The 23,410-nt window shown below is 43.7% G+C and carries 19 protein-coding genes; 5 read left to right on the top strand and 14 right to left on the bottom strand.

Features of this window, described 5'->3' with window-relative positions; genetic code table 11:
* Nucleotides 1-30: 30 nt before the first annotated feature.
* From H8S54_RS02435 to sdaAB, 3 genes are all read right to left on the bottom strand, one after another.
* A complete protein-coding gene (locus H8S54_RS02435; protein WP_186900825.1) occupies nucleotides 31-1,254 on the bottom strand; it encodes an acyltransferase family protein in 1,224 nt (407 codons plus the stop codon).
* 106 nt (nucleotides 1,255-1,360) lie between these two features.
* A complete protein-coding gene (gene sdaAA, locus H8S54_RS02430) occupies nucleotides 1,361-2,242 on the bottom strand; it encodes an L-serine ammonia-lyase, iron-sulfur-dependent, subunit alpha (protein WP_021925632.1) in 882 nt (293 codons plus the stop codon).
* Between the two features lie 88 nt (nucleotides 2,243-2,330).
* Nucleotides 2,331-2,990 carry an L-serine ammonia-lyase, iron-sulfur-dependent subunit beta gene (gene sdaAB, locus H8S54_RS02425; protein ID WP_117852923.1) on the bottom strand — a complete coding sequence of 220 codons (660 nt, stop codon included), beginning with the start codon at nucleotides 2,988-2,990 and terminating at the stop codon, nucleotides 2,331-2,333.
* 318 nt (nucleotides 2,991-3,308) lie between these two features.
* On the opposite strand from sdaAB, the gene H8S54_RS02420 reads away from it, so the two are divergent.
* The 3 genes from H8S54_RS02420 (at nucleotide 3,309) to glgD (ending at nucleotide 5,910) form a co-directional block, all read left to right on the top strand.
* Entirely contained in the window at nucleotides 3,309-3,539 is a 231-nt protein-coding gene (locus H8S54_RS02420) for a hypothetical protein (protein WP_021925630.1), read from the top strand.
* Nucleotides 3,540-3,650: 111 nt separating this feature from the next.
* Nucleotides 3,651-4,793: a glucose-1-phosphate adenylyltransferase gene (locus H8S54_RS02415; protein WP_186900824.1), complete on the top strand. Its 1,143-nt coding sequence runs from the start codon at nucleotides 3,651-3,653 to the stop codon at nucleotides 4,791-4,793.
* 1 nt (nucleotide 4,794) lies between these two features.
* Nucleotides 4,795-5,910 carry a glucose-1-phosphate adenylyltransferase subunit GlgD gene (glgD, locus tag H8S54_RS02410; protein WP_186900823.1) on the top strand — a complete coding sequence of 372 codons (1,116 nt, stop codon included), beginning with the start codon at nucleotides 4,795-4,797 and terminating at the stop codon, nucleotides 5,908-5,910.
* Nucleotides 5,911-6,021: 111 nt separating this feature from the next.
* On the opposite strand, the gene H8S54_RS02405 is transcribed toward glgD, so the two are convergent.
* Nucleotides 6,022-8,448: an HD domain-containing phosphohydrolase gene (locus tag H8S54_RS02405; RefSeq protein ID WP_186900822.1), complete on the bottom strand. Its 2,427-nt coding sequence runs from the start codon at nucleotides 8,446-8,448 to the stop codon at nucleotides 6,022-6,024.
* Between the two features lie 275 nt (nucleotides 8,449-8,723).
* On the opposite strand from H8S54_RS02405, the gene fliB reads away from it, so the two are divergent.
* Nucleotides 8,724-9,869: a flagellin lysine-N-methylase gene (gene fliB, locus H8S54_RS02400; protein WP_186900821.1), complete on the top strand. Its 1,146-nt coding sequence runs from the start codon at nucleotides 8,724-8,726 to the stop codon at nucleotides 9,867-9,869.
* Between the two features lie 63 nt (nucleotides 9,870-9,932).
* A complete protein-coding gene (locus H8S54_RS02395; protein WP_186900820.1) occupies nucleotides 9,933-10,535 on the top strand; it encodes a GNAT family N-acetyltransferase in 603 nt (200 codons plus the stop codon).
* 16 nt (nucleotides 10,536-10,551) lie between these two features.
* On the opposite strand, the gene H8S54_RS02390 is transcribed toward H8S54_RS02395, so the two are convergent.
* The 10 genes from H8S54_RS02390 to H8S54_RS02345 all read right to left on the bottom strand — a co-directional run bounded on the left by H8S54_RS02390 (nucleotide 10,552) and on the right by H8S54_RS02345 (nucleotide 23,300).
* A complete protein-coding gene (locus tag H8S54_RS02390) occupies nucleotides 10,552-12,357 on the bottom strand; it encodes an amylosucrase (protein WP_186900846.1) in 1,806 nt (601 codons plus the stop codon).
* A 199-nt stretch (nucleotides 12,358-12,556) separates the two neighbouring features.
* Nucleotides 12,557-14,050: a glycoside hydrolase family 32 protein gene (locus tag H8S54_RS02385; RefSeq protein WP_021925623.1), complete on the bottom strand. Its 1,494-nt coding sequence runs from the start codon at nucleotides 14,048-14,050 to the stop codon at nucleotides 12,557-12,559.
* Nucleotides 14,051-14,121: 71 nt separating this feature from the next.
* Nucleotides 14,122-14,982 (bottom strand): carbohydrate ABC transporter permease, encoded by an 861-nt coding sequence (locus tag H8S54_RS02380; protein ID WP_021925622.1) that lies wholly within the window; start codon nucleotides 14,980-14,982, stop codon nucleotides 14,122-14,124.
* A complete protein-coding gene (locus tag H8S54_RS02375) occupies nucleotides 14,982-15,863 on the bottom strand; it encodes a carbohydrate ABC transporter permease (RefSeq protein WP_021925621.1) in 882 nt (293 codons plus the stop codon). The genes H8S54_RS02380 and H8S54_RS02375 overlap by 1 nt, the downstream gene beginning before the upstream one ends.
* Nucleotides 15,864-16,020: 157 nt before the next feature.
* On the bottom strand, nucleotides 16,021-17,283 hold the full coding sequence (locus tag H8S54_RS02370; RefSeq protein WP_117852903.1) for an ABC transporter substrate-binding protein: 1,263 nt from the start codon (nucleotides 17,281-17,283) through the stop codon (nucleotides 16,021-16,023).
* A gap of 404 nt (nucleotides 17,284-17,687) precedes the next feature.
* The gene (locus H8S54_RS02365; protein ID WP_021925619.1) at nucleotides 17,688-18,674 is read right to left on the bottom strand and encodes a LacI family DNA-binding transcriptional regulator; all 987 of its coding nucleotides are present in this window, start codon (nucleotides 18,672-18,674) and stop codon (nucleotides 17,688-17,690) included.
* 191 nt (nucleotides 18,675-18,865) lie between these two features.
* Nucleotides 18,866-19,408, bottom strand: a complete 543-nt coding sequence (locus H8S54_RS02360) for an HdeD family acid-resistance protein (protein WP_021925618.1) — start codon at nucleotides 19,406-19,408, stop codon at nucleotides 18,866-18,868.
* Nucleotides 19,405-21,234 (bottom strand): ATP-dependent zinc metalloprotease FtsH, encoded by a 1,830-nt coding sequence (ftsH, locus tag H8S54_RS02355; protein ID WP_021925617.1) that lies wholly within the window; start codon nucleotides 21,232-21,234, stop codon nucleotides 19,405-19,407. Before ftsH ends, H8S54_RS02360 begins: the two co-directional genes overlap by 4 nt.
* Nucleotides 21,231-21,680 carry a hypothetical protein gene (locus tag H8S54_RS02350; RefSeq protein ID WP_117852901.1) on the bottom strand — a complete coding sequence of 150 codons (450 nt, stop codon included), beginning with the start codon at nucleotides 21,678-21,680 and terminating at the stop codon, nucleotides 21,231-21,233. The genes ftsH and H8S54_RS02350 overlap by 4 nt, the downstream gene beginning before the upstream one ends.
* Nucleotides 21,681-21,878: 198 nt before the next feature.
* The gene (locus H8S54_RS02345; protein WP_021925615.1) at nucleotides 21,879-23,300 is read right to left on the bottom strand and encodes an aspartate ammonia-lyase; all 1,422 of its coding nucleotides are present in this window, start codon (nucleotides 23,298-23,300) and stop codon (nucleotides 21,879-21,881) included.
* Nucleotides 23,301-23,410: the final 110 nt, after the last annotated feature.

Raw genomic sequence — 23,410 nt, 5'->3', positions numbered from 1 at the left:
TATTCTCTCCTGTCAAAGAAAGACAATCCGTCAGGACTGTCCTTCTTCATGTTCTCCATGCTCTTCATACAATTCATGTTGCTCATACTCTTTATGTTCTTCACTGTCTTCTGCGTCCAGCATGGCGGCAAGCTCATCAATTGCCATTCGCCGTTCTGCAAGCTTTGCAAATTTATCTTCCTGATTTTTGTTGTCGTACTCATCTTCCAGTACTTCTTCGTCCTCCTCTTCTTTCTTTTCTCTTTTGAAAATAAGGAAGGTAAGCAGGCTGAGCACATTATTATACAGCCAGTTCACTGGCGGACATCCCAGAACCAGCACAAATATCAAGGAGACGCCAAGTAAAGCCCACACATTCAGCAACTGCGGAATATTCAGGAGCAGAAGCCCGTTCATCACGATCATGATCGGATAGTGGAAGAAATAGATTCCCATTGTGTTTCTTCCAAGGAAAATGAAAGGATGGCGTTTGTCTGGCATCAGTACCAGCAGTGCAAAAATAATAATAAAGGAAATCAGGTACATCATTCCCCTTACTACCATTCCTTCCACATCGTCCATGCCGCTTCCCAGATAGGAATGATTTCCACGGAAAATGGCTACCGGAATATTGTTGCCGATCATGTAATTGGTGGCAACAAACAGAAGGATAAAGGCAAACAGCGGTATTACGATCTTGCCTTTAAACTTACGGATTGCCCTGGTGTATTCACTTTTCCACAAATAGCCCGCTGCAAAGAACGGGAAAAATACTACGATTCGGGACGCTGATAAAAAGGTACTGAACTCTGCCCTGGTTCCTGCCCACAGTGCAAAAACAATGCTGAGAGGCACAATAAAACGGATTCTGCCAAATGCCTCAATGGTGAGGCGGTAGGCAAACAGCGCCAGCACATACCACATAACGGTTCCGGATGGTCTGAGCAGCTCGAAATCCATGCGGTTTCCCAGCCAGATCTGTGACGCCCATGTGAGCGTGTAGCCCAGAATATAGGGAATCAGCAGGTTCTTCACGTTCTTTAATACGTCCTGCGGCTTCTTGGAAAGATATCCGGAAACAAAAATAAAAGCCGGCATGTGGAATATGGTGATTCCGTACCAGATGAAGCGGACGACTTCGTCCTCTTTCACCAGCTGGAACGCTATAATATGGTTAAAAACAACAAGAAATATCAGCAATATCTTTATATTATCTATCAGATACGAATATGGGATTTCCTGTTCCTTCGTATTTTCTTTCGAATTCTTTCTCATTTCCGTCACCCTGTAAAAATTTTATGAATAAAGGATAACATATTTTTGTAATTTTTGGAACAGTTTTTTAACATTTTGCAATATTTCCCTGTGTGCTTTCCCGGTTTTACTCCCCAAATACCTGCCCGTGCAGCATTTTTCCGGTTGGGGTGGCGGCAAGGCCGCCTTCGGCAGTTTCCTTCAGGGCGGCAGGCATAACATCTCCCACCTTTTTCATAGACCAGATTACTTCATCTGCCGGAATGGCACTTCGGATTCCTGCAAGGGCAAGCTCAGCTGCCACGAAAGCGCCAGCCACTCCGGAGGCGTTTCGCTTGATGCAGGGAATTTCCACAAGGCCTGCTACCGGGTCACATACAAGGCCCAGAATATTTTTCAGCGCTGTGGCAATTGCAGAACCGATCATGTCCGGGGCACCGCCAGCCAGTTCCACGATTGCAGCTGCCGCCATAGCGGAAGCAGAGCCGCACTCTGCCTGGCAGCCGCCCTGGGCTCCTGCAAGGGAAGCATTATTGGCGATTACCATTCCCACTGCGGATGCAGTAAAAAGGGACATGACGCATTCCCTCTCTGTAAGCTTGTACTGCTCCTGCATGGTCAGCACTGCTGCCGGCACGATTCCGCAGCTTCCGGCTGTAGGCGCCGCCACGATTCTTCCCATGGAAGCATTTAATTCCGATACTGCAAGGGCACGGTAGAGAGCGCCGCCAAGAAGAGGGCCGGTCAGGTTTTTCCCCTGTTCTACGGCAGTACGCATGCGGTAGGCATCGCCGCCGGTAAGTCCGCTGGTACTTTTCAGGTCCGGGGCGCTTCCTGGCTGGATGCAGGATGCCATAACCTGATAATTCTGCCGCATTTTTTCATATATTTCCTGCTCCGGCAGCTCCATCTGCTCTGCCTGCTGAGTAAGGACCAACTGGGACAGGCGGCAGTTATTTTCTTTAGCTGCATTTAACAGGGCTTCTATTGAATGGTAGTTTAATTCCACGATAAGGGTCTCCTTTTCATACGATTCCGCTTAAACCTTCTGCAAAATATGCTACAAAACAAACCATACAGATTGCAGAAATGATTATTTAAACGCGCTCAAGCAAAGTACTGGAATAAATATTTTCCAGCTGATTGATCTTCTCATTTAAGTCCGGGCCTAAGCAACTGTCGCTCTCGATGGTCATGACTGCCAGACCTCCCTTGGCTTCCCGCGCCAGATGGAAACTGCAGATATTGGCACCATATTCCGCCATGATCTCGGTCACGGCCGCAATGGTTCCAGGCGCATCTTTATGAAGAACGATCAGCGCCGGATTCTGCCCGGTAAGGGAAACCTCCATTCCATTCACTCGGGTGATCAGAATATTACCTCCGCCGATACTGCTGCCCCGCAAAGACACCTTTTCCCCGTCTTCGGCTGTCAGGGTGATTTCCGCCGTATTGGGGTGGGCATCTTCCAGTTCTCCGGTTTCAATCTGAATTTCCAGGCCTTCCCGCTTCGCTACATCCAGGGAAAAACGAATGCGCTCGTCATCGGTCTGCATCCCCAGGATTCCTGCCACCAGTGCCTTATCCGTTCCGTGTCCTTTATAGGTTTTCGCAAAGGAACCGTGCAAAAAGATATGCGCCTTCACCGGAGTTTTCCCAAGCAGAGCCCTGGTCACAAGACCAATTCTGGCTGCCCCTGCTGTGTGTGAGCTGGAAGGACCAATCATAACAGGACCTAAAATATCAAATACGTTCATAATATATCCTTTTCTGTTGTTTTTTATAAAACCTTATAGTTATAATTATAAATGAAATAATACTCCGGGACAAGGCATGATTTTACCTGAAATTCCTTCTGTTTTTACATTTTTTCACATTTCAACCGGATGATCGTTGTATTTCTCAAATTCTTTTTCCATTTGCTCCAGAATGTTAGTTCAGTTCCAAAATATTCGTGGTAATTTCCCCCTGAGTATTTGCAGTATGATTTTTTTCTGATATACTGTTTTGTATCGGATCACATTCTTAGCTCGAAACAATAAACACTTAATCAGCCCCGATAGGAGGAACAAAATATGGCAATCAACCCAATGAAATTACTGGAACTAAAAAATCTCTGGAATGCCTTTACCAAACGACATCCCAAATTTCCTCAGTTTCTTTCAGCTGTACAGCAAGCCGGAATCCCGGAAGGAACTATAATCGAAGTACAAATCACCTCTCCTGACGGCAAAACCTTTACTTCCAACATGAAAGTAACCTCAGAAGATATAGATGCTGTGAAAAGTTTACAGAATTACCAATGAAAATTCAGCTAAATTTCATCTGATTTTTACGGTTTTTTTGCACAAAAAAATTGAATTTTTTGTGTAAAGATTGTATAATATATCTCAAAGAAATGAAAGTGAGGGTTCACCATGAAACAGAACAGTATGTTAGCAATGATTCTGGCTGGCGGCCGTGGCAGCCGTCTTCACGATCTTACCAACAAAGTGGCTAAACCGGCAGTTTCCTATGGCGGGAAATACCGTATCGTTGACTTTCCCCTCAGTAACTGCGCCAACAGCGGCATTGATGTAGTCGGCGTACTGACCCAGTATGAGTCAGTAGAACTGAACAGCTATGTTGCAGCAGGCAGACGTTGGGGACTGGATTCCAAGGACAGCGGCGTATATGTACTTCCGCCTCGTGAGAAAGCAGATGCCGGACTTGACGTATACCGCGGAACAGCCGACGCGATTTCCCAGAATATTGATTTTATAGATCAATACGCTCCAGAGTATCTTCTTGTTCTCTCCGGCGACCATATTTATAAAATGAACTATGACAAGATGCTTGCTTATCACAAAGAGAGACAGGCAGATGCTACAATTGCAGTTATTGAAGTTCCTCTTAAAGAAGCCAGCCGTTTCGGTATTATGAATACTGACGGCGAGACAGACCGTATCACAGAATTTGTTGAGAAACCACCTGTACCACAGAGCAATCTTGCTTCTATGGGTATTTACATCTTTAACTGGAAGCTCCTTCGCAAGCTTCTCCTTGCAGATATGAAGAATCCGGAGTCCAGTCATGACTTTGGTAAGGATATTATCCCTACCCTTCTTAACGATGGCAAGAGACTTTTTGCTTACCGCTTCAAGGGCTACTGGAAGGATGTTGGAACCATTGATTCCCTCTGGGAAGCAAACATGGATCTTCTCAGCCCTGATAACGAGCTTGACTTAAGTGACCGTACATGGACTATCTATACAGAGGATGTAACTGCACTTCCGCAGTATATCGGTACAGAAGCCAAGATTCAGAATGCATACATAACCCAGGGCTGTATCATTGAGGGTGAAGTTACCAATTCTGTTATCTTTACCGGCGCAAAGGTAAGGCCCGGTGCCAAAGTAATTGACAGTGTACTTATGCCAGGTGCTGTTGTGGAAGACGGCGCTGTTGTAGTACGCGCTCTTGTTGCCAACGGTATTACTGTAGGCAAGGGTGCTCTGGTAGGAAGTGCAGACAGCGAGCACATCGAGCTTATTGCGAAACGTGTAAAGGGGGCTGAATAATATGTATAAGGCATTTGGAATTGTAAACTCATCATCCAAAAACATCAGAGTAGAGGGACTTGAAGACTACCGTCCAATCGGAGCATTCTCCTTCCTGGGCAGATATCGTGTTATCGACTTCCCGATTTCCAATCTGAGCAACAGTGACATCGACCGTATCCAGATTTACGTACAGGAAAAGCCCCGTACACTTGTTTCACACATTGGTACAGGCCGTCATTATAATATTAACTCCAAGAGCGGCAGACTGCAGATTCTTTTCTCCGATACTGCTAAGAGAAATGACATCTATAATACAGACATCGCAGCTTACTATGAGAACCTTGAATGCATTGAAGCAATGCATCATGAATATGTTGTCATTACACCGGATTATATGGTATACTCTGCTGATTTCTCCACACTGATCGGGCAGCACATTGATTCAGGCGCAGATATCACCTTACTGTATCATTCTGTTGACAACGCTAAGGAAGCTTACCTGAACTGTAATATCCTGAATCTGAACAAACAGAGGGGTGTTCTCTCCATTGAGCCAAACCACGGCAATGCCAAGAACCGTAATATCTTCATGGATACCTATATCATGAAGAAGGACCTGTTAGTAGATCTGATCAAGAAGGCAAGAGCCACTTCCTCTGCCTTTACCTTAACAGATATTATCAATGAGCTTCACAATGATCTGGATGTCCGCGGAATTTCCCATCGTGGATTCTTCGCTTCCATCACCGATTTCCAGAGCTACTACGATGCAAATATGGATCTGATCAACATCAAAACTGCTCAGACCCTGTTTGATTCAGAGTGGCCGATCTATACACGTACAAACGATTCCTGTCCGACTCATTATTATGGCACGGCAGAAATCCGCAATTCCGTTGTTTCCAATGGCTGCCAGGTTGAGGGAACTATTGAGAACTCTATTCTCGGTCGTGGCTGCATCATCCACAAGGGTGCTGTTATCAAAAACAGCGTTGTACTTGCAGGCGCAGAGATTGGAGAAGGCGTACATGTAGAGAACCAGGTTGTAGACAAGCTGGCTAAGATTCTTCATGTGAAAGAAGTTATTTCTGACCCGGCACTTCCGGGATACATTAAAAGAAACGACATAATCTAAATGAAATTCTGACATAATTTCCTCTTACATAACAAAAATTGCCAGAGTCATATATCTTATGACTCTGGCAATTTTTTATTCACATAATGAAGCCCCAAAACAGCTATTAAATCAGATTCGCACCTGATCAAGAAGCTCATCCACCTTTCCTGGACGGCATACGCCTGAAACATTAAGCTCCAGCTTCACGCCAGGCAGTTCCATAAATACCAGGGATTCTACATTTTTGCGGATATCTTCAAGAATTTTCTCAAATTTATCATTAGAAATATCTGAAAATACCATCACAAAATTGTCCCCTGAATATCTCAGTGCATCTCCGTTTTCTCCAACAGCATCATGAATTACGCCGGCAACTCTGCGAAGCACATCATCTCCAGTCTGGTGTCCGAAGTTCTCATTAATTCTCTTAAAGTCCTTTATATCTGCCATAGCAACCGCCGCAACAGCTTCCATTCTGCAAAGCTTCTCTGTGTAATAGAATTTATTATATATACCGGTCACCCGGTCAAGATACATATTTTCTTTATGAATACGAACAGAACTAAGAACCTCTTCCTTGGAATATCCCTGAGGAACAAAGGTGTCATCTATTTTAACCACTAGTTCCAGGCAGCACGGCTTCCCTTCAATTTCCACATACATAGACACAATCTGGAAAGCCTCATTGTCTGCCGCTTCGATTTTCATCTTACGCTCTTTCGTACGCACACAAGATGCTGAAATACAATTACTGCAGCCCTCGTTACAGTTCCATACTGCATAACAGTCAAATTCTGTTTCCCATACTCTTCCGTCCTTCTCTACATGAATCATTTTTCTGGTAATCGGATTCACATAGCGGACCAAATCAAAGGTAATCTGCAGATACTGAAGAAGAACCCAGGCCTCTTCTCCGGAAACCGTAAATCCCTGCGCCTTGAACCTGTCATAAAAATTAGAGAAAGCAGCACTGCGTCCATGCTTTATAGCAATGTCTTTTGCATCACTTACAACACTATAATCTGCATCAATATCTGTTAGCTTGCCAACCACGCCAGTATATTCATTATTCTCTTCAGAAGCCCATATTACCTTGCAGTCACAGCGGTAACGTTCCGGAGTCCTGCCATCAAGAAAACGGATATCGCTGACCACATGCGGCATCTCTCTGGTTGCCTCCCTGATTTTCTTTGTGAGGCGATTCAGAGAACCTTTCTCAATAAGTCCGCCAAGAGCATCATTGGACAGCGGAGAAAGTATCGGCTCCGTAATCCCGCTTCTTTTGGTCCCGGCTTTGTTCATATTCAGAATCGGTGGAGAAGCAGTGTATGTAAAGATAATATTATCAGAATTTTCTGCCAGAAAGGCAAGACTCTGTCTCTCATATTCTAACTGCTGAACAATTTTCTCAGAAGATTCCAGTTCAAAATCATGAAAACGATTCGCTATGTTCACCATATTTGTACCGTCATAGCGATGAGAATGGGATTTCAGGCTCATCTCCCGCTTCAGGGCACCGGAAATATCCAACAGGCACTCCAATAGAAGCGGATTAAATGCACCGCACTGTCCTGCCAGAATCATCTCAATCGCTTTCTCGTGGGAATAAGCCGCCTTGTAGCATCGTTCGCTGGTAAGCGCATCATACACATCAGCCAGAGAAACAGCCTGAGCAGAAATCGGTATTTCATCTTCCTTTAATCCATCCGGATAACCGCCGCCGTCATAACGCTCATGATGCCAGCGACAGATTTCATATGCTGTCTTCACAAGAGGTTCTTCCTTCTGTTCAAAAGGAAGCTGATCCAGCATATTGGCTCCGGCCATAGAATGCCCCTTCATAACAGCAAATTCTTCAGCAGTCAGTCTGCCCGGCTTGTTCAAAATCTCATCCGGAATGGTAATTTTACCAATATCATGAAGGGCAGATGCCGTACTGATCAGCCCGATTTGCTCTTTACTGATAGCATAAGGGTTTTGCTCTTTCTGTACCAGATGTCGCAGAAGCATGTCTGTGATCACCTGAATGTGCAGAACATGAAGTCCACTCTCGCCATTACGAAATTCTACAATATGAGAGAGAATGCTAACCATCAGCTTGCTGCTCTTCTCTCTTTCGTAAATCTGGTCCGTTACAATTCTTGTCATTCGACGTTGCTTCGCTCCCAGCAAAATCGCATTGGCAGAACGTCGGCGAACCATGTTTCCATCAAAGGGCTTGCCAATAAAGTCTGTCACTCCAAGATCATAGCCTCTCTTAATGTAAGCCGGCGAATCCTCTGCCGAAATAATAATTACCGGAATATAATCGATCCAGTGTTCCTTGTTCATATATGCAAGTACTTCAAAGCCGTCCATCTGAGGCATAACAAGATCCAGAAGCACCAGAGAAAGCTCTTCTGCGTGCTTCTGCAGATAATCTACCGCCTTAACACCATCATTAGCCTGCACAATATCATATTCATCTTCCAGAATTGCAGCCAGAAGATCTCGATTCATCTCAGAATCATCTGCAATAAGAATCTTCTTTCTTCGCTGTGTTACCATTTCACTCATGTATATATTCCTCTGCAGGTGTGGTTTACCCCCCCACCGTTCTATTCTCAAATTTTACAGCATTTCATAATTCCGGATACTATCAGTTTCCGGCATCCTCGCCTCGTCCAACAGCTTCAGATAGATATTTTCAGTTTAACAGTCCACTATATTAATGTCAACAACATTCCCCACAAAAAATCCAAATTCTTTCATACTCTTGCACAATCCTACACCTTATTTTATAATAGCGGTGCATATCTGTTTATACCAATGATAAAAACAGGAGGATTTCCATGCAAATTACAAGACCCGATTATTATAAAGAATTCACCTGCATTGCAGATGTCTGTCCCGATACCTGCTGTGCAGGCTGGCAAATTGTCATTGATGAAAAAAGCCTGAAGAAGTATCGTCGTGTAAAGGGGCCTTTCCGGGGACGGCTTCACAATGACATTGACTGGAAGGAGCAGGTTTTCCACCAGTATCAAAGACGCTGTGCATTTTTAAATGAAGAGAATCTCTGTGATATTTACAGCGAAATAGGAAAAGAAATGCTGTGCGATACCTGCCGAAAATATCCCCGGCATATTGAAGAATTTGAAGGACTTCGGGAATATTCCCTTTCCCTTTCCTGCCCGGAGACTGCACGCATTCTTCTTGGAAAAAAAGAAAAAGCCACCTTCCAAACTGCAGAGGTTCCGGTACCTGAGGAAGCCTATGAGGATTTCGATTACCTGCTTTTTACAGCACTTATGGATACCCGCGACTTCTTTCTGGAAATTGTACAGAACCGACAAATCCCTATGAAGCTTCGTCTTCAGAAAATACTGGCTGCAGCCAGTGACTTCCAGCGCTGCCTGGACAAAAATGAGCTTTTTAAGTGGGAAGATATCCGCCAGCGCCATAAAGCGTCCGGATTCGGAAAAGATTTTTCAGACAAAGTAAAAAAACATATAAATCAAAAGGATACACCAGAGCAGCTGTTTAAAAAAATGTGGAAAGCGATTGTTCCGGAAATGGAAGTTTTAAGACCCGGATGGCATGATTTTTTAAATGAAACCTTAAGCGCTCTTTACGGAAAATCTGCTCCGGCTTATTTAGAGCACAAGGACGATTTCTCAAAAGCCTATCCGGACTGGAATATTCAGGAAGAGCAATTACTTGTGTACTGGATTTACACCTATTTCTGCGGTGCAGTTTATGATGAAGAAATTTTTGCCAAAATAAAAATGGCTGTAATCTGTACCCTGCTGATTCACGAGCTTGATATTGGCACTTATCTGAAAAACGGCCGCATTTTTTGTCTGGGAGACCAGATTTCCATCTGCTACCGATTCTCCAGGGAACTGGAGCATTCAGACCTGAATCTGAACGCTCTTGAAAATCTGCTTGCTTCAGATAAGCTGTTTTCTCTGGAAAATATGCTGAAAATATGCTGAAGCCATATAGCTTTAGCATATTCAGCCTTACAATCTTTATGCAAACCCAAGGAGGAATTCACCATGTCTGCATCCAAGATTACCATTCGCCCTGCCACGCCGGATGACGCCGAGGCACTGCTCTCTATTTACGCTCCTTATGTAGAGCAGACTGCAATCACCTTTGAATATGAGGTTCCGTCAGTCGAAGAATTTCGGGAACGAATCGTACATACCCTAAAGCTGTATCCCTATTTGGTTGCCCAGCGGGAAACCAGCACCAACAGCGACGCTTCCACAGAAATCGTAGGCTACGCCTATGCAGGTCCGCTCCATGCGCGTGCTGCCTATGCCTGGTCTGTGGAAACCTCCATTTATGTAAAAAAAAGCGAAAAAAAATCCGGGATCGGCAAGGCACTTTACTCCGCTTTGGAGAAAGTCCTTGCCGCCCAGAACATTACGAATGTAAATGCCTGCATTGCCAGCCCGGAAACAGACGATGAATATTTAAACCATAACAGTATTCAGTTCCACCAGCACCTTGGTTATTCCATGATAGGTGAGTTTCATAAATGCGCCTACAAATTCGGACGGTGGTACAATATGGTCTGGATGGAGAAGATGATCGGCAGCCATCATCAAGAGCAGCCGGCAATGATTCCCTTCCCGGAAGTCACGAAGCTTTAGAATTCCCCTTCAGGCTTTATTTTTTCTTCAGCCAGAAGAAACCATAGGCCGGTACATTAACCCCTGCTGCTTCCATTTCCTGACCTGTGATCAAATCCTTATACAATCCGTCACGCTCATTAATCCAGGCTGTCTTGTCATATTCACTAAAATTAAACAAACCGTAGATTTTCTCGCCCTCAAAATAGCGTCCGATACAAAGGATGCTATTGTCCCAGGTCTCTACTGTCCAGGTATCTGCATTTGTCATAAATGCTTTTTCATTCTTGCGGATCTTCTCCAGCTGATTCAGTCGTCTGTTCAGCTGGCCTTCTACGGTTCTTGGATTATCACTTTTTGCCGCCAGTTCCCAGTTCATCACACCTCTGTGAATGTAACGGGAATCCGGCGCTTTGTGCGGATCCAATTTGTAAGAATAATCATTCACCTGTCCAATCTCATCACCGCTATAAATAACCGGAATTCCAGACTGCATAAACATATAGGCATGAAGCATTACATCCATCTGGATTGCCTTTTTCATAGCCACTTTGTTCTTCTCGAATCCAGCTTTCTCAATTCCACACATGGATGCTGTCGTTCCACAGAATCTTGCATCTCCTGTAACCGGATCCTCATTATAAAGAACACCACGGCTATTGCTCTCCCCCGCAAAGCCCTGGAAATAATCATTCAGATATTTCTTATGAGAGCGCTCTTCAATTCCCTCCTGACTAAGAGTTACATAATCCAGCCCCCATCCAATATCATCATGACAACGCAGATAGTTCAGAAATACATAATCCTTAGGCAGGCTGTTCACAATGTCCAGCTGCTTCTTCAGCAAACGAACATCTCTGGTTGCAACTGTATGCCAGGTAGTTGCCATTGTGGTTACATTATAAAGCATATGGCATTCCGGCTTCTCCACGGTTCCAAAATATGGAACAACCTTTTCCGGCTCCATAACAACCTCTCCCAAAAGCAGAATTCCCGGGCACACAATCTCACTGATCAGACGCATCATGCGCACAATAGTATGTACCTGTGGAAGGTTCCGGCATGGGGTGTTCAGTTCTTTCCATATATATGGCACCGCATCGATTCGAATAATATCAATACCTTTATTTGCAAGGAAAAGGAAGTTGTACATCATTTCATTGAACACACGGGGATTTCTGTAATTCAGATCCCACTGATACGGATAGAAGGTTGTCATTACGTAATGTCCGATTTCCGGCAGCCAGGTAAAATTACCAGGCGCTGTGGTAGGAAATACCTGTGGTACGGTTTTCTCATAAAGGGACGGAATATACGGATTGTCGTAGAAGAAATATCTGCTCATATATTCTCCATCACCCTGACGGGCTTTTTTTGCCCATTCATGATCCTCTGAGGTATGATTCATAACAAAATCCATACATACGCTTATGCCTTTTTCATGGCATGCACCGGTAAGCTCCTCCAGATCCTCCATTGTTCCAAGCTTTTCCTGAACCTTTCGGAAGTCTGCCACTGCATAGCCCCCATCAGAGCGGCCCTCCGGTGTATCAAGGAACGGCATCAGGTGAATGTAGTTTACATTGTTCTTTTCCAGATAATCAATTTTGCTTTCCACACCCTTCATGTTTCCGGCAAAATTATCAATATAAAACATCATGCCAAGCATATCATTTTTCTTGTACCAGTTCGGATCTGCCTCGCGTTTTAAATCCAGGTTCTTCAAAGTATCTGTACGCTCCTGGTAAAACGCCTGAAGCTGACCGCATAATTCTGCAAACATAGAGCCATTTCCATAAAGCTCCATGTACAGCCAGCGCAGCTCATCAATCTTCCTCGCCATACGGTTATCGAAAATCCCCTGTGTGTCAGGCTTAACTGCTTTTTTTTCCTTCACTGCTGATACTGTTTTTTCTGTTTTTATCTCTTTCGCTGTTGGTACTGTCTTTGCAACAGTCTCAGCTTTTACTGTTCTTTTCTTTCTTTCCCTCTGGTTCACGTTCTTTTCCTCCTCATATCTGCCATCAGATCATTTTCCTGATTTATTTGCGCAGTTCATACCGGGTAACATCCATTTCCACCTTACCATCTGCAAAGAAGGAAATTCCATCTGCTTCCAGATCTGTATAAAGGGTAGCTGTAAGCACATGCTCTCCATCATTTACAAAAATCTCTGCACTGTAGCGATCCAGGATCAGACGAAGCTTCAATTCCCCATTCTCGCTGTTCACAAGACTTCTTCTCTGATGAATGATTGCTCTTCTGGAACCGGAGAATTTACGGTCAATTTTCAGTATAGATTCATAAGGACGGAAGCTTACTGCAGTATGACAGGTTTCATTCTGAGCAAAACGAACTGCAAATTTCTTATAAATATCCTGTGCATCTCCTGGACGAAGTGTGATCTCCATATCCACACATCTGCCGGATACACCGTCCAGACGGATTACATCCTCAAAAGCAACATTTTTGTACTCCACTTTGTTTGTGCGGAGGTTCTCCAATTCACGGACAGGTTTCTGGATCAGTCTGCCATCCTTAATAGAAAGCTCTCTTGGAAGACTCATCTGTCCAAACCATTTACCTTTTGGAATTCTATTATTCGCACATGTATCCCAGTTCTGCATCCAGCCAATCATAATTCTTCTGCCGTCCGGTGCTTCTACTGTCTGCATTGCATAATAGTCGATACCATAGTCTACTGCCTGGTCCTTTTCCGGAATAAAGGTCTTGGTTTCCTCATCAAATTTACCGATAAGGCAAAGAGTTCCATCTCCATTGTGATACTCAAAGCCTTTAGGAAGCATATCCTGCGGACTTATCAGCACCACATCTTTTCCATCCAGTGTAAAGAAATCCGGGCACTCCCACATTTTTCCGAAGCTGCCATCATTAGAAAGCATAACAGATTCAAATTCCCAGTTATATCCATCTGCACTCTTATAGAGAAGAATACGTCCTCCTGTACCATCCATTCTGTTATTTACCATCACACAGCGATACGTGCCATCCTCACATTTCCACATTTTAGGATCGCGAAAATCAAAAGGACTGCTGTTCTTTGGCATATCTTCCACAGTCAGAATCGGGTTTCTCACATCCTTCTCATAGTCCATTCCATCTCCGACTGCAAGGCTCTGTGTCTGGATATCACGGACACTGCCGTCCGGCTGCGCTTCTTTACGCACACTGGTATACATAAAAAGCTGCTGTCCATCCGGAAGCTCAAGGGCACTTCCTGAGAAGCATCCAACATAATCATATGGCATATCCGGAGCAATAGCTGCCGGAAGGTATTCCCAGTGCAGAAGGTCCTCACTTACCGCATGTCCCCAATGCATTGGGCCCCACTGAGAATCATATGGATAATACTGGTAAAATAAATGAAATTTGTCTTTATAATAAGAAAAGCCGTTAGGATCATTCATCCAGCCAACTCTTGGAGATAAATGAAATTCCGGTCTCTCCTGGGCTGTAATATTCTGTGCCATTGCTTCTTCATATCTTCTGGCATCTCGTAAAGTCTGACTTGTCATATTTTTATCTCCCTATAGTAGTTATGGGACCCAAAAATATCGCTATCATTGGGCCCCATGTGTATTCGTTGTTAACCTTTGACTGCTCCGGAGGTAACACCCTCAACAATGTAACGCTGCAGGAACAGATATAATACCAGGATCGGAAGCATTGCCAGAAGGAGGGCCGCCATTACCAATCCAAGGTCTGTTGAATATGTACCATAAAATGCCTGTGTGGCGATTGGAAGTGTGTACAGCTCCTTACGTCCAAGAACAAGGCTTGGAAGAAGGTAGTCATTCCAGAATGCCATTGCATCAATAATTGCTACTGTTGCGATGGTTGGTTTCAGAAGCGGGAATACAATTTTCCAGTAGGTCTGCCATCTGGTACATCCATCAATAAGTGCTGCTTCTTCCAGTTCCAAAGGAATGCTGGTATGAATAGCTCCGTGGAACATGAAGGTTGCCATGGAAAGTGAGAATCCGATGTGCATAAGAATCAGGGTGATTCTGCTGTTCAGCACACCAAAGATACCGCCGTATAAGGATACCAGAGGAATCATAAGTACCTGGAACGGAATAACCATAGAAGCAATCATTAAGGAAAACAAAAGTCCGCATGCTTTCCATTTGTTACGAACAATTACAAACGCTGTCATTGCTGAAAGCAGAATTGTAAAGATTGTAGAAATTGTAGTGATCATCAAAGAGTTTGTGAAGGATGTAGCAAAATTCATCTTCTTCATGGCATCTGTAAAGTTGGTCAGAATAAATCCATGAGAACCAATCAATGCTAACGGATCTGCTGTGATATCACCTTTGGTTTTAAATGCATTGATGATAACCATAATAAATGGGAAGATGAAGGCAAGAAACAGGATGACCAGCACTGCCATTGTAATAAAATGGGTGACTTTCTTTTTCTGAGCTGCTTTTTTGTTTTCGTCCATTATGCTGCCACCTCCCCTTTCTTACCAATATAAACCTGAGTAACACCTACTATTGCGCAGACAACAAACAGAACCAATGCCTCTGCCTGGCCAGTACCATAATTTTTATAAGAGAACGCCTGATTGTATACGTGCATTGCTGCCATTACTGAAGAGTTGAAGGGTTCACCCTTTGTCAGGGAAAGGTTTACATCGTATACCATAAAGCATCTTGTGATTGTAAGGAATAGACACTGTACGAAGGATGATCTCATAAGCGGAATCGTCACGTTCAAGGTTGCCTGAGTCTTAGTACATCCATCAATCTGTGCAGCTTCCATAAGGCTCTTGGATACGCTCATGAATCCAGCTACATAGATCAGCATCATATATCCGGCATACTGCCATACAGATACTATGATCAAGCAGGCCATAGCACCGTTTGTGGTAGCCAGCCAGGAGGTGGAAAGCGCTCCTACGGAAAGAGATTTTCCAAGTGCAACAAACGCACGGTTAAATACGAATTTCCAGACATAACCAAGTACGATACCACCAATCAGGTTTGGTACGAAGAAGCCTGCGCGGAAGAAGTTCTGTCCTTTGATTCCGCTGGTCAGAAGGTATGCAAGGAAAAATGCTACTACGTTTACCAGAATTACGGCAATAACTGAATAAATTAATGTACGGCCAAGTGCCTGCCAGTAAGCTGCATCCTGGAATGTAGCAATATAGTTTGCCAAACCAACAAATGGTTTCTCTTTTGAAACACCGTCCCAGCTTGTGAAGGTAAGATATAATCCATAAATAAACGGAAGGATTACAACTGCACAAAACAGAACAGTGGAAACGCCAGCAAACATTAAATACTGTTTTACTTTATATTTCATGGTGTTTCTTTCCATGATCACGATCCCCTTTCCCTTTTCTTTTTCCCCTTTTCCCTGCTTTTTTGGTGCTTAGCCTCAAAGAGGGAAAGAGACCGCACGCCGCATGACACAGGCGTGCAGCCTCTTGAAGGGGGTGGCATATTTCTATATTGAAACAGAACTATGAAGCTTTTTAGTGCTCTACAGGAGTAGTGTTCTGCCAGTAGTTCTCAAGCTCAGCTGCGAACTCTGCTCTGTCAACCTGTCCTGCAAGATATTTCTGGAAGATTGCACCGCACATGGAGATGTGATCATCCGGAAGGTAGTTGTAGTTCGGAATCAGAGCACCTTCATCTGCATATTTCTTAACAGATTTTCCAAGTGGATCGGAAACTTCTTTCTCATTGTTGGAGAATGCCGGAACAAGTGCACATGTCTCTGCGATGAAGCTCTGTCCTTCATCGGAATCAGCAAGCCATGTAAGGAAATCCTTAGCTGCCTGACGCTGCTCATCACTTGTAGCATCGGAAGAATCAATCATCATAAATTTGGAACCTCCACCAACAAGCTTCTCATTGGAGCCGTCATCTGTGTTCTGTGGTACTGGCATCATTCCCATGTTCTCTGTGTAATCATAAGCATTGATTACAGACCAGTCCCAGTTTCCCCCGAACAGGAATGCGATCTGTCCTTCTGCAAGCATCATCTCAGTTGTCTCACGCTCTGCAGCAATTGCAGAATCTTTAGCGTAGTTGTTCTCCATCATCACATCGAAGAAATCCATAAGAGAATTGAATTTCTCATTGTTTGCAAGATCAGCTGTTCCTTCATGAAGGGATGTGATAAATGCTTCTACATCCGGCTGCTCTTCATAGATCTCAGCAAGGAAGTGAGCTGCAAGAGACCAGTCCTCTTTCATGATTCCGGTAGGTGTCTCCATACCGCCTTCTTTAAGCTTCTCAAGAAGCTCTTTGAAGGAGTCCAGTGTCTTGTAGTCATCCGGATTGAAGGTCTCACCTGTGATTGCTTCAATTGCATCTGCGTTGTAAATAAGTCCACGTGCCTCAAGGCAGGTTGGGAAGCCATTGATCTGTCCGTCTACGCCGATTGCATAATCTGTCTCGTTAACCCAGCTCTGATCACTTAAGTCGATTGCATGGTCTGCTGCCAGTGAATAGATGTCTTTCGGATCTACCATAGAAATTGTGTATGGATCGTTTGCAGAATATCTGGTAGCCAGATGTGCAGATACTGTATCACTGTTGTAATAAACCTCTACGCCAACTCCTGTCTCTTCTGTGTACTCAGCAGCCTTCTCTTCGAACTGGCTCTGAATCTCCATTTTGGAGTTGAAAATTGTGATGTTCACATCATCTGCCATAACCGGTACAGCTGCGCCTGTCATCATTGCTGCTGCGGTTGCCACTGCGATTGCCATTGAAATACGTTTTTTCATTTCTTTCTTCCTCCTATTTTTTACGTTCTCTTTGACGTGTTCTTGATGATTGTATGATAGCATTATGGTCTAAATATGTCAAGCGGTTGTCATATATTTTTTCTGTTTTAAAGTCATTTTGTTAGAGTTATACTATTTCATCATTCCGTTTTTGTGCATTTTTACATGCTAATTTTGGTGGATTAAATTTAATTTTATATTTTCTTTGTTTTTTTCAAAATTTAGCATCTTTTTTATCGCAACCGCATGTCATTTTAACTTTCTACAAAACCATTAAAGGCGTTCTTTCCTCAAAAATAAAAATATCAGATAATAAACTTCCCGTAATATAGAAGTCTAATATCTGATATTTAATACTTTCATAATTCTTCTACCAACAGCAAATAAGCACTGCGGAGCATGAATCAGGTTGTTCCGCGCTCAACCAGGGTCACAGGAAATACCGTCTTGGTAGGAACCACCTTCCCCGCATCAATCTGTGCAATGGCAGAGACAGCCATTTCTGCCATCTGTTCCACCGGCTGGTGAATCGTCGTAAGACCCGGACTTGTAAACTGCGCAATATTTACATCATCAAAGCCTACGATTTTCAACTGCTCCGGTACCTCAATACCAAGATTACTGCATGCCTGCAGCACATGTGCACCAATTACATCCGAGCTTGCAAACACGCCATCCACATCTGGGTGCTCCATAAGTGCCTTCCGCACAAATTCATAGTATTCAAGGGAATCAAAAAGCCCCTTATCGGTTACTATAACCACATTGTCAGTCTTCGTTCTTTTACACGTATCCCTAAATGCAACCTCACGAAGATCGCCGGGCATCTGTATATCTACCCCGGCACTCACTCCGCCAATATACATCAGCTTCCGGCATCCCTTTTGGATCAGAAGCTCTGTTGCCATTACTCCGCCCTGGTAGTTATCGCATTCAATCCCGGAGGTTCCCTCATCCATAGAGCGCTCCAGGGTAATCAACGGAAAATCCAGGCCCTTAAACTTCTCAGTCTCAAAGCTGCCGCTGCAAACAATAACACCTGCTACTCTTCCGCTTTTACACATTTCAATGCACTGCTCTTCCCGCTCCTCCTTATATCTGGAAACAAAGAGCATAATGCGATATCCATGCTTCGCCGCCTCCCGTTCCAATCGGCTTAACACCTTAGCGAAATAAGGATGTTCAATATTGGGGAGAATAATTCCAATGGTATTGCTCTTCTGCTTGGACAGGGCACGGGCTGTTTCGTTCGGCTGATAATTCAGGTCTTTCATTACCTGATACACCTTTTCCCTTGTTTTGTCACTGATATATCCTCTGTTGTTCAATACTCTGGAAACGGTTCCCACCGTAAGACCAGATGCTTTTGCTACATCCTTAAGTGTTGCCATATGTAAGTCTCCTTTATTGTGTTCCGCAGATAATACAATAATTCAACGAAATATTCTAATAATTTTTCATGTTGTCTCTAAGTTGATTTTATCATCTGGCAACTTGCTATGTCAACCGATAAATACAGGTTGGATTTACGTCAAAAAAACGCAGACACATGCTGTGAGGCTGCGTTTTGGAAAATTATATTTTACATCCATCCGGAGTCCATGTTGCTGCAGGCCATGACGATACTGTCGATTCCCAAAAGGATCAGGTAAAAGCCGATAATGAAGCCTATGGAAAACAGGGCAATGACTGGCCAGATGATCATCAGACAGCCAAGAATGATTCCCACAATGTTCAAAATCATCGTAAAATAATAGAAAAATTTTCCAGCCAGACGAACAAGAGGGAGATGGGTCAGTCTGGATACGGAATGGGCGATAAACCAAATCGGAAGAAGCATAATAGTAATCAGTTCTCCGGCATTTGGGTACATCAAAAGCATCAATCCGGCAAGAATGCTAAGGATTCCCGAAACCAGCGAAATGGTAGGACCAAAACCAATATAGCGGTCTGTTTTCGCATAAAATACAATATCGGAAATTCCGGTAACTACTGCCAAAAAGCCATAAACCACTGTGACACCACGAATCATATTTCCAGGATTGATCAGCGTATAAATTCCAAGAAGAATCAGCAGGATTCCCTCAATGAGTTCCAGCCAGCCATAACGTGAACGTCTTCTCATTTTTTCTCACTCTCCTCTTTATTCAGAATCTCCATGAATTCCTCTCCTGTAATTGTTTCCTTTTCATAAAGGAACATTGCAAGCTCATCCAGCTTCTTACGGTTATCCATCAAGATCTTCTTCGCTTTTTCATGCTCCCGTTTCACAAGCTCCACAACCTTTTCGTCAATTTCTTTCTGCGTATCTGCTGAGCAGGAAAGAGAAGCATCGCCGCCAAGATACTGGTTGGTAACCGTCTCCATCGCAACCATATCAAACTCATCCGTCATTCCGTAACGGGTGATCATAGCACGGGCGATCTTGGTTGCCTGTTCAATATCGTTTGAAGCTCCTGTCGTAATCTCGCCGAAAACAATTTCCTCAGCGGCACGTCCGCCAGTAAATGTAGCGATTTTGTTTTCCAGTTCCTTCTTTGTCATCAGGTATTTGTCACCAGTCTCCACCTGCATGGTATAACCAAGCGCACCGGAGGTACGTGGAATAATGGTAATTTTCTGCACAGGTGCAGAATGGCTCTGAAGAGCAGCCACCAACGCATGTCCAATCTCATGATAGGAAACCACTTTTTTCTCCTGATCGGAAAGCACTGCATTTTTCTTCTGGTAACCTGCAATAACCACCTCAATACTTTCTTCCAGATCTGCTTCTGTAACTATGGTACGTCCACTGCGGACTGCCCGAAGTGCTGCCTCATTAATAATATTTGCCAGCTCTGCACCAGATGCGCCAGATGCCATACGTGCAATTGTATGGAAATCCACATCATCAGACGCTTTGATTTTTCTTGCATGAACCTTCAGAATTGCTTCACGGCCTGCAAGATCCGGAAGCTCAACCGGAACGCGGCGATCAAAACGGCCAGGACGGGTAAGCGCCGGGTCAAGGGATTCCGGACGGTTGGTTGCTGCCAGAATGATAACACCGTTGTTGCCCTCAAAGCCATCCATCTCTGTCAGCAGCTGGTTCAATGTCTGCTCACGTTCATCATTGCCGCCAACCTGACCGTCACGTTTTTTACCAATGGCATCAATTTCATCAATGAATACAATACATGGTGCTTTTTCCTTCGCCTGCTTAAAAAGATCACGAACCTTTGAAGCACCCATACCTACAAACATTTCCACAAACTCAGAACCGGACATGGAGAAGAACGGCACATTCGCTTCTCCGGCAACAGCCTTGGCAAGCATTGTTTTACCGGTTCCTGGAGGGCCTACAAGAAGAACTCCTTTTGGCATGGACGCTCCTACATCTGTGTATTTCTTTGGATTATGAAGATAATCTACAATCTCAGCCAGATTTTCCTTTGCCTCATCCTCACCTGCCACATCTGCGAAACGAATTCCTTCACTGGACTGCACATAAACCTTGGCGTTGCTTTTTCCCATTCCAAACGCCATTGAGTTTTTGCCGCCTGCCTGCTCCATCAATTTCTTTGCCATGTAGTTTCCAAGAGCGATAAAAATCAGCAGAGGAAGGATTCCGGTTACCAGAAAACTAATAATAGGTGATGTTTGCTGGTCAATATCTTTGGCAAAGGTAGCTCCGCATTTGTACAGTCTGTCTGTAAGCTCCGGGTCATTCATAAGCCCGGTTTTATAAATCTTTTCATTATTTTTGTCGGTAAATACGATCTGGTTATCCTCTACCTCAACCTCACCGATATTTTTTGCATCAATCATGCTCATAAATGTACCATAATCTGTTTCTTCCACCTGATGCTCCATCAAAATAGGAGATACCACCAAATTAAAAACAATCAGTACCAAAAGCACGATGCCATAATAGTAGATCAACGGCTTTTTTGGCGTTTTTACTTCCTTCATGATTTATTTTCCTCCTTCTCTTCTTCCAGTCGCTGAGCCTCTATTGCTTCCAGGGACACCAGCAATGCCCGGTTTACTGCCTGTACGGCAAAATCAAGGGCATATTCCGCAGTGAGAATTTTTTCCTCTGCGCTGGGAAGAAAATTTGCATTTAACTGCTCGCTTTTTTCTGCTCTCAAATCCAGATTTCTTGACTCCAGAACCTTTTCCACTGCTGCTTCCACCTGATCAAAAACATTTGCCAGTCTTGTCACACATCCTGTCTTTGAATAATGCAGCCTGTTTTCCAGTGTGATCCTGCTTTCTGCACATTCCTGGCGAAGATTCTGAATCTGCTGATGCAGTCTTTCTGTATCCATAGTTTCTGCAAACTGAATACGGCTATGTGTCTGCTCCAGTTTCTTATCCAGCTCATACATTTTCACTGATAATATTGGGTGTGCCATCTGAATCCCCCTCTCTTATGGTTTGTAACTGTCTAGAGCATGTTTGAAAAAGGCTCTAGTAGCTTCACAGCTATCATAGTTCTTATTTTAATCCAGTCATACAAAGGTGTCGATAGTCAGAGTTTTTCTCGTGTATAGACAAAAAAGGCAAAGTGTCAAATAACACCTTGCCTTTACATAATAATCGATTTGAAATTTTTAATCTGTCAGATGCTCTTTTCCGGAAATTCCAGGTTCTGTCATCTGTACCGGATCCAGGATTTCATCCATCTGTTCCTCTGTAAGAATGCCCTGCTCAATGATTAACTTTTTCACAGATTCTCCTGTTTTAATTGCTTCTTTTGCTATTTCCGCTGCTTTCTGATAACCAACATACGGACAGATTGCAGTAATGATTCCCACACTATTTTCTACGAAATAGCGGCATCTTGTCTCATTTGCTGTGATTCCGGTAACACAGTTATCAACGAACGTCTGTACTGCATATCCAAGAGTATCAATAGACTGAAACAGACAATAGAAGATAATCGGCTCAAAAGCATTCAATTCCAGCTGTCCGGCTTCTGCAGCCATAGTAATTGTCACATCGTTTCCTATTACATTAAATGCCACCTGATTTACTACCTCAGGAATAACAGGGTTTACTTTTCCCGGCATAATGGAAGAACCATTCTGCTTCGCCGGAAGATTGATTTCCCCAAATCCGGCTCTCGGACCAGAGGACATAAGTCGAAGGTCATTGGCAATTTTGGAAAGAGTCACTGCACAAGCCTTCACAGCTCCCGATACTGCCACAAAAGGATCCAGGTTCTGAGTGGAATCAATAAGATCATAAGCCTGTACCAGTTCCATATCGGAAATTTCACTAAGGTTCGGTACAATTCGGCGAAGATAAGCTTCGTCTGCATTCAGTCCGGTTCCTACTGCAGTTCCACCCATATTCAGAGTCCGCATTTCATCCATTGCCTTATCCATACGTCTGATATCGCGAAGTACAGCTACACTGTATGCTTTAAATTCCTGTCCAAGACGAATAGGAACAGCGTCCTGCAGCTGTGTTCTTCCCATTTTGATCACGCCGTCAAACTCTTCTGCTTTTTTCTCCAGTGCAGTATGCAGCCTCATAAGCTCTTTCTTTAAATTCTTAAGAAGGCGAAGAGATGTCATTTTTCCGGCAGTAGGAATTACGTCATTGGTAGACTGTCCGCAGTTTACATGATCGTTTGGATTTACTATAGAATAATCACCCTTTTTGCCACCGAGAATTTCATTGGCTCTGTTTGCGATTACCTCATTTGCATTCATATTTAAAGAGGTTCCGGCTCCACCCTGAATAGGATCTACAATAAAATCCTCATGAAGCTTTCCTCCAAGAATTTCATCACATGCCTTTACAATTGCCTGTGCAATTTTTTTGTCCAGAAGGCCAGCTTCACAGTTTGTAATTGCTGCTGCCTTTTTGATATAAGCAAGACTGTTAATAATTTCCGGATGCATATTTAAACCTGTAATATGAAAGTTCTCTGCTGCACGTAATGACTGCACGCCATAATATACATCTTCCGGTACATTTTTGGTACCAATTGAATCTTTTTCCGTACGGAATTCCTGCTCGCTCATTTCTAATTTCTCCAATCTTTTTCTGTTTATTTCCTGCGGTTTCCCGCTTTGTTTTTTTACTTGCCCTTATTATAAGTATCCTATATAATATCTGTCTCTTATACACATCT

Origin of the sequence: Blautia segnis, assembly GCF_014287535.1 — a bacterium.
GTDB lineage: Bacteria > Bacillota > Clostridia > Lachnospirales > Lachnospiraceae > Blautia_A > Blautia_A acetigignens.
This window is presented reverse-complemented; position numbering and strand designations above follow the sequence as displayed.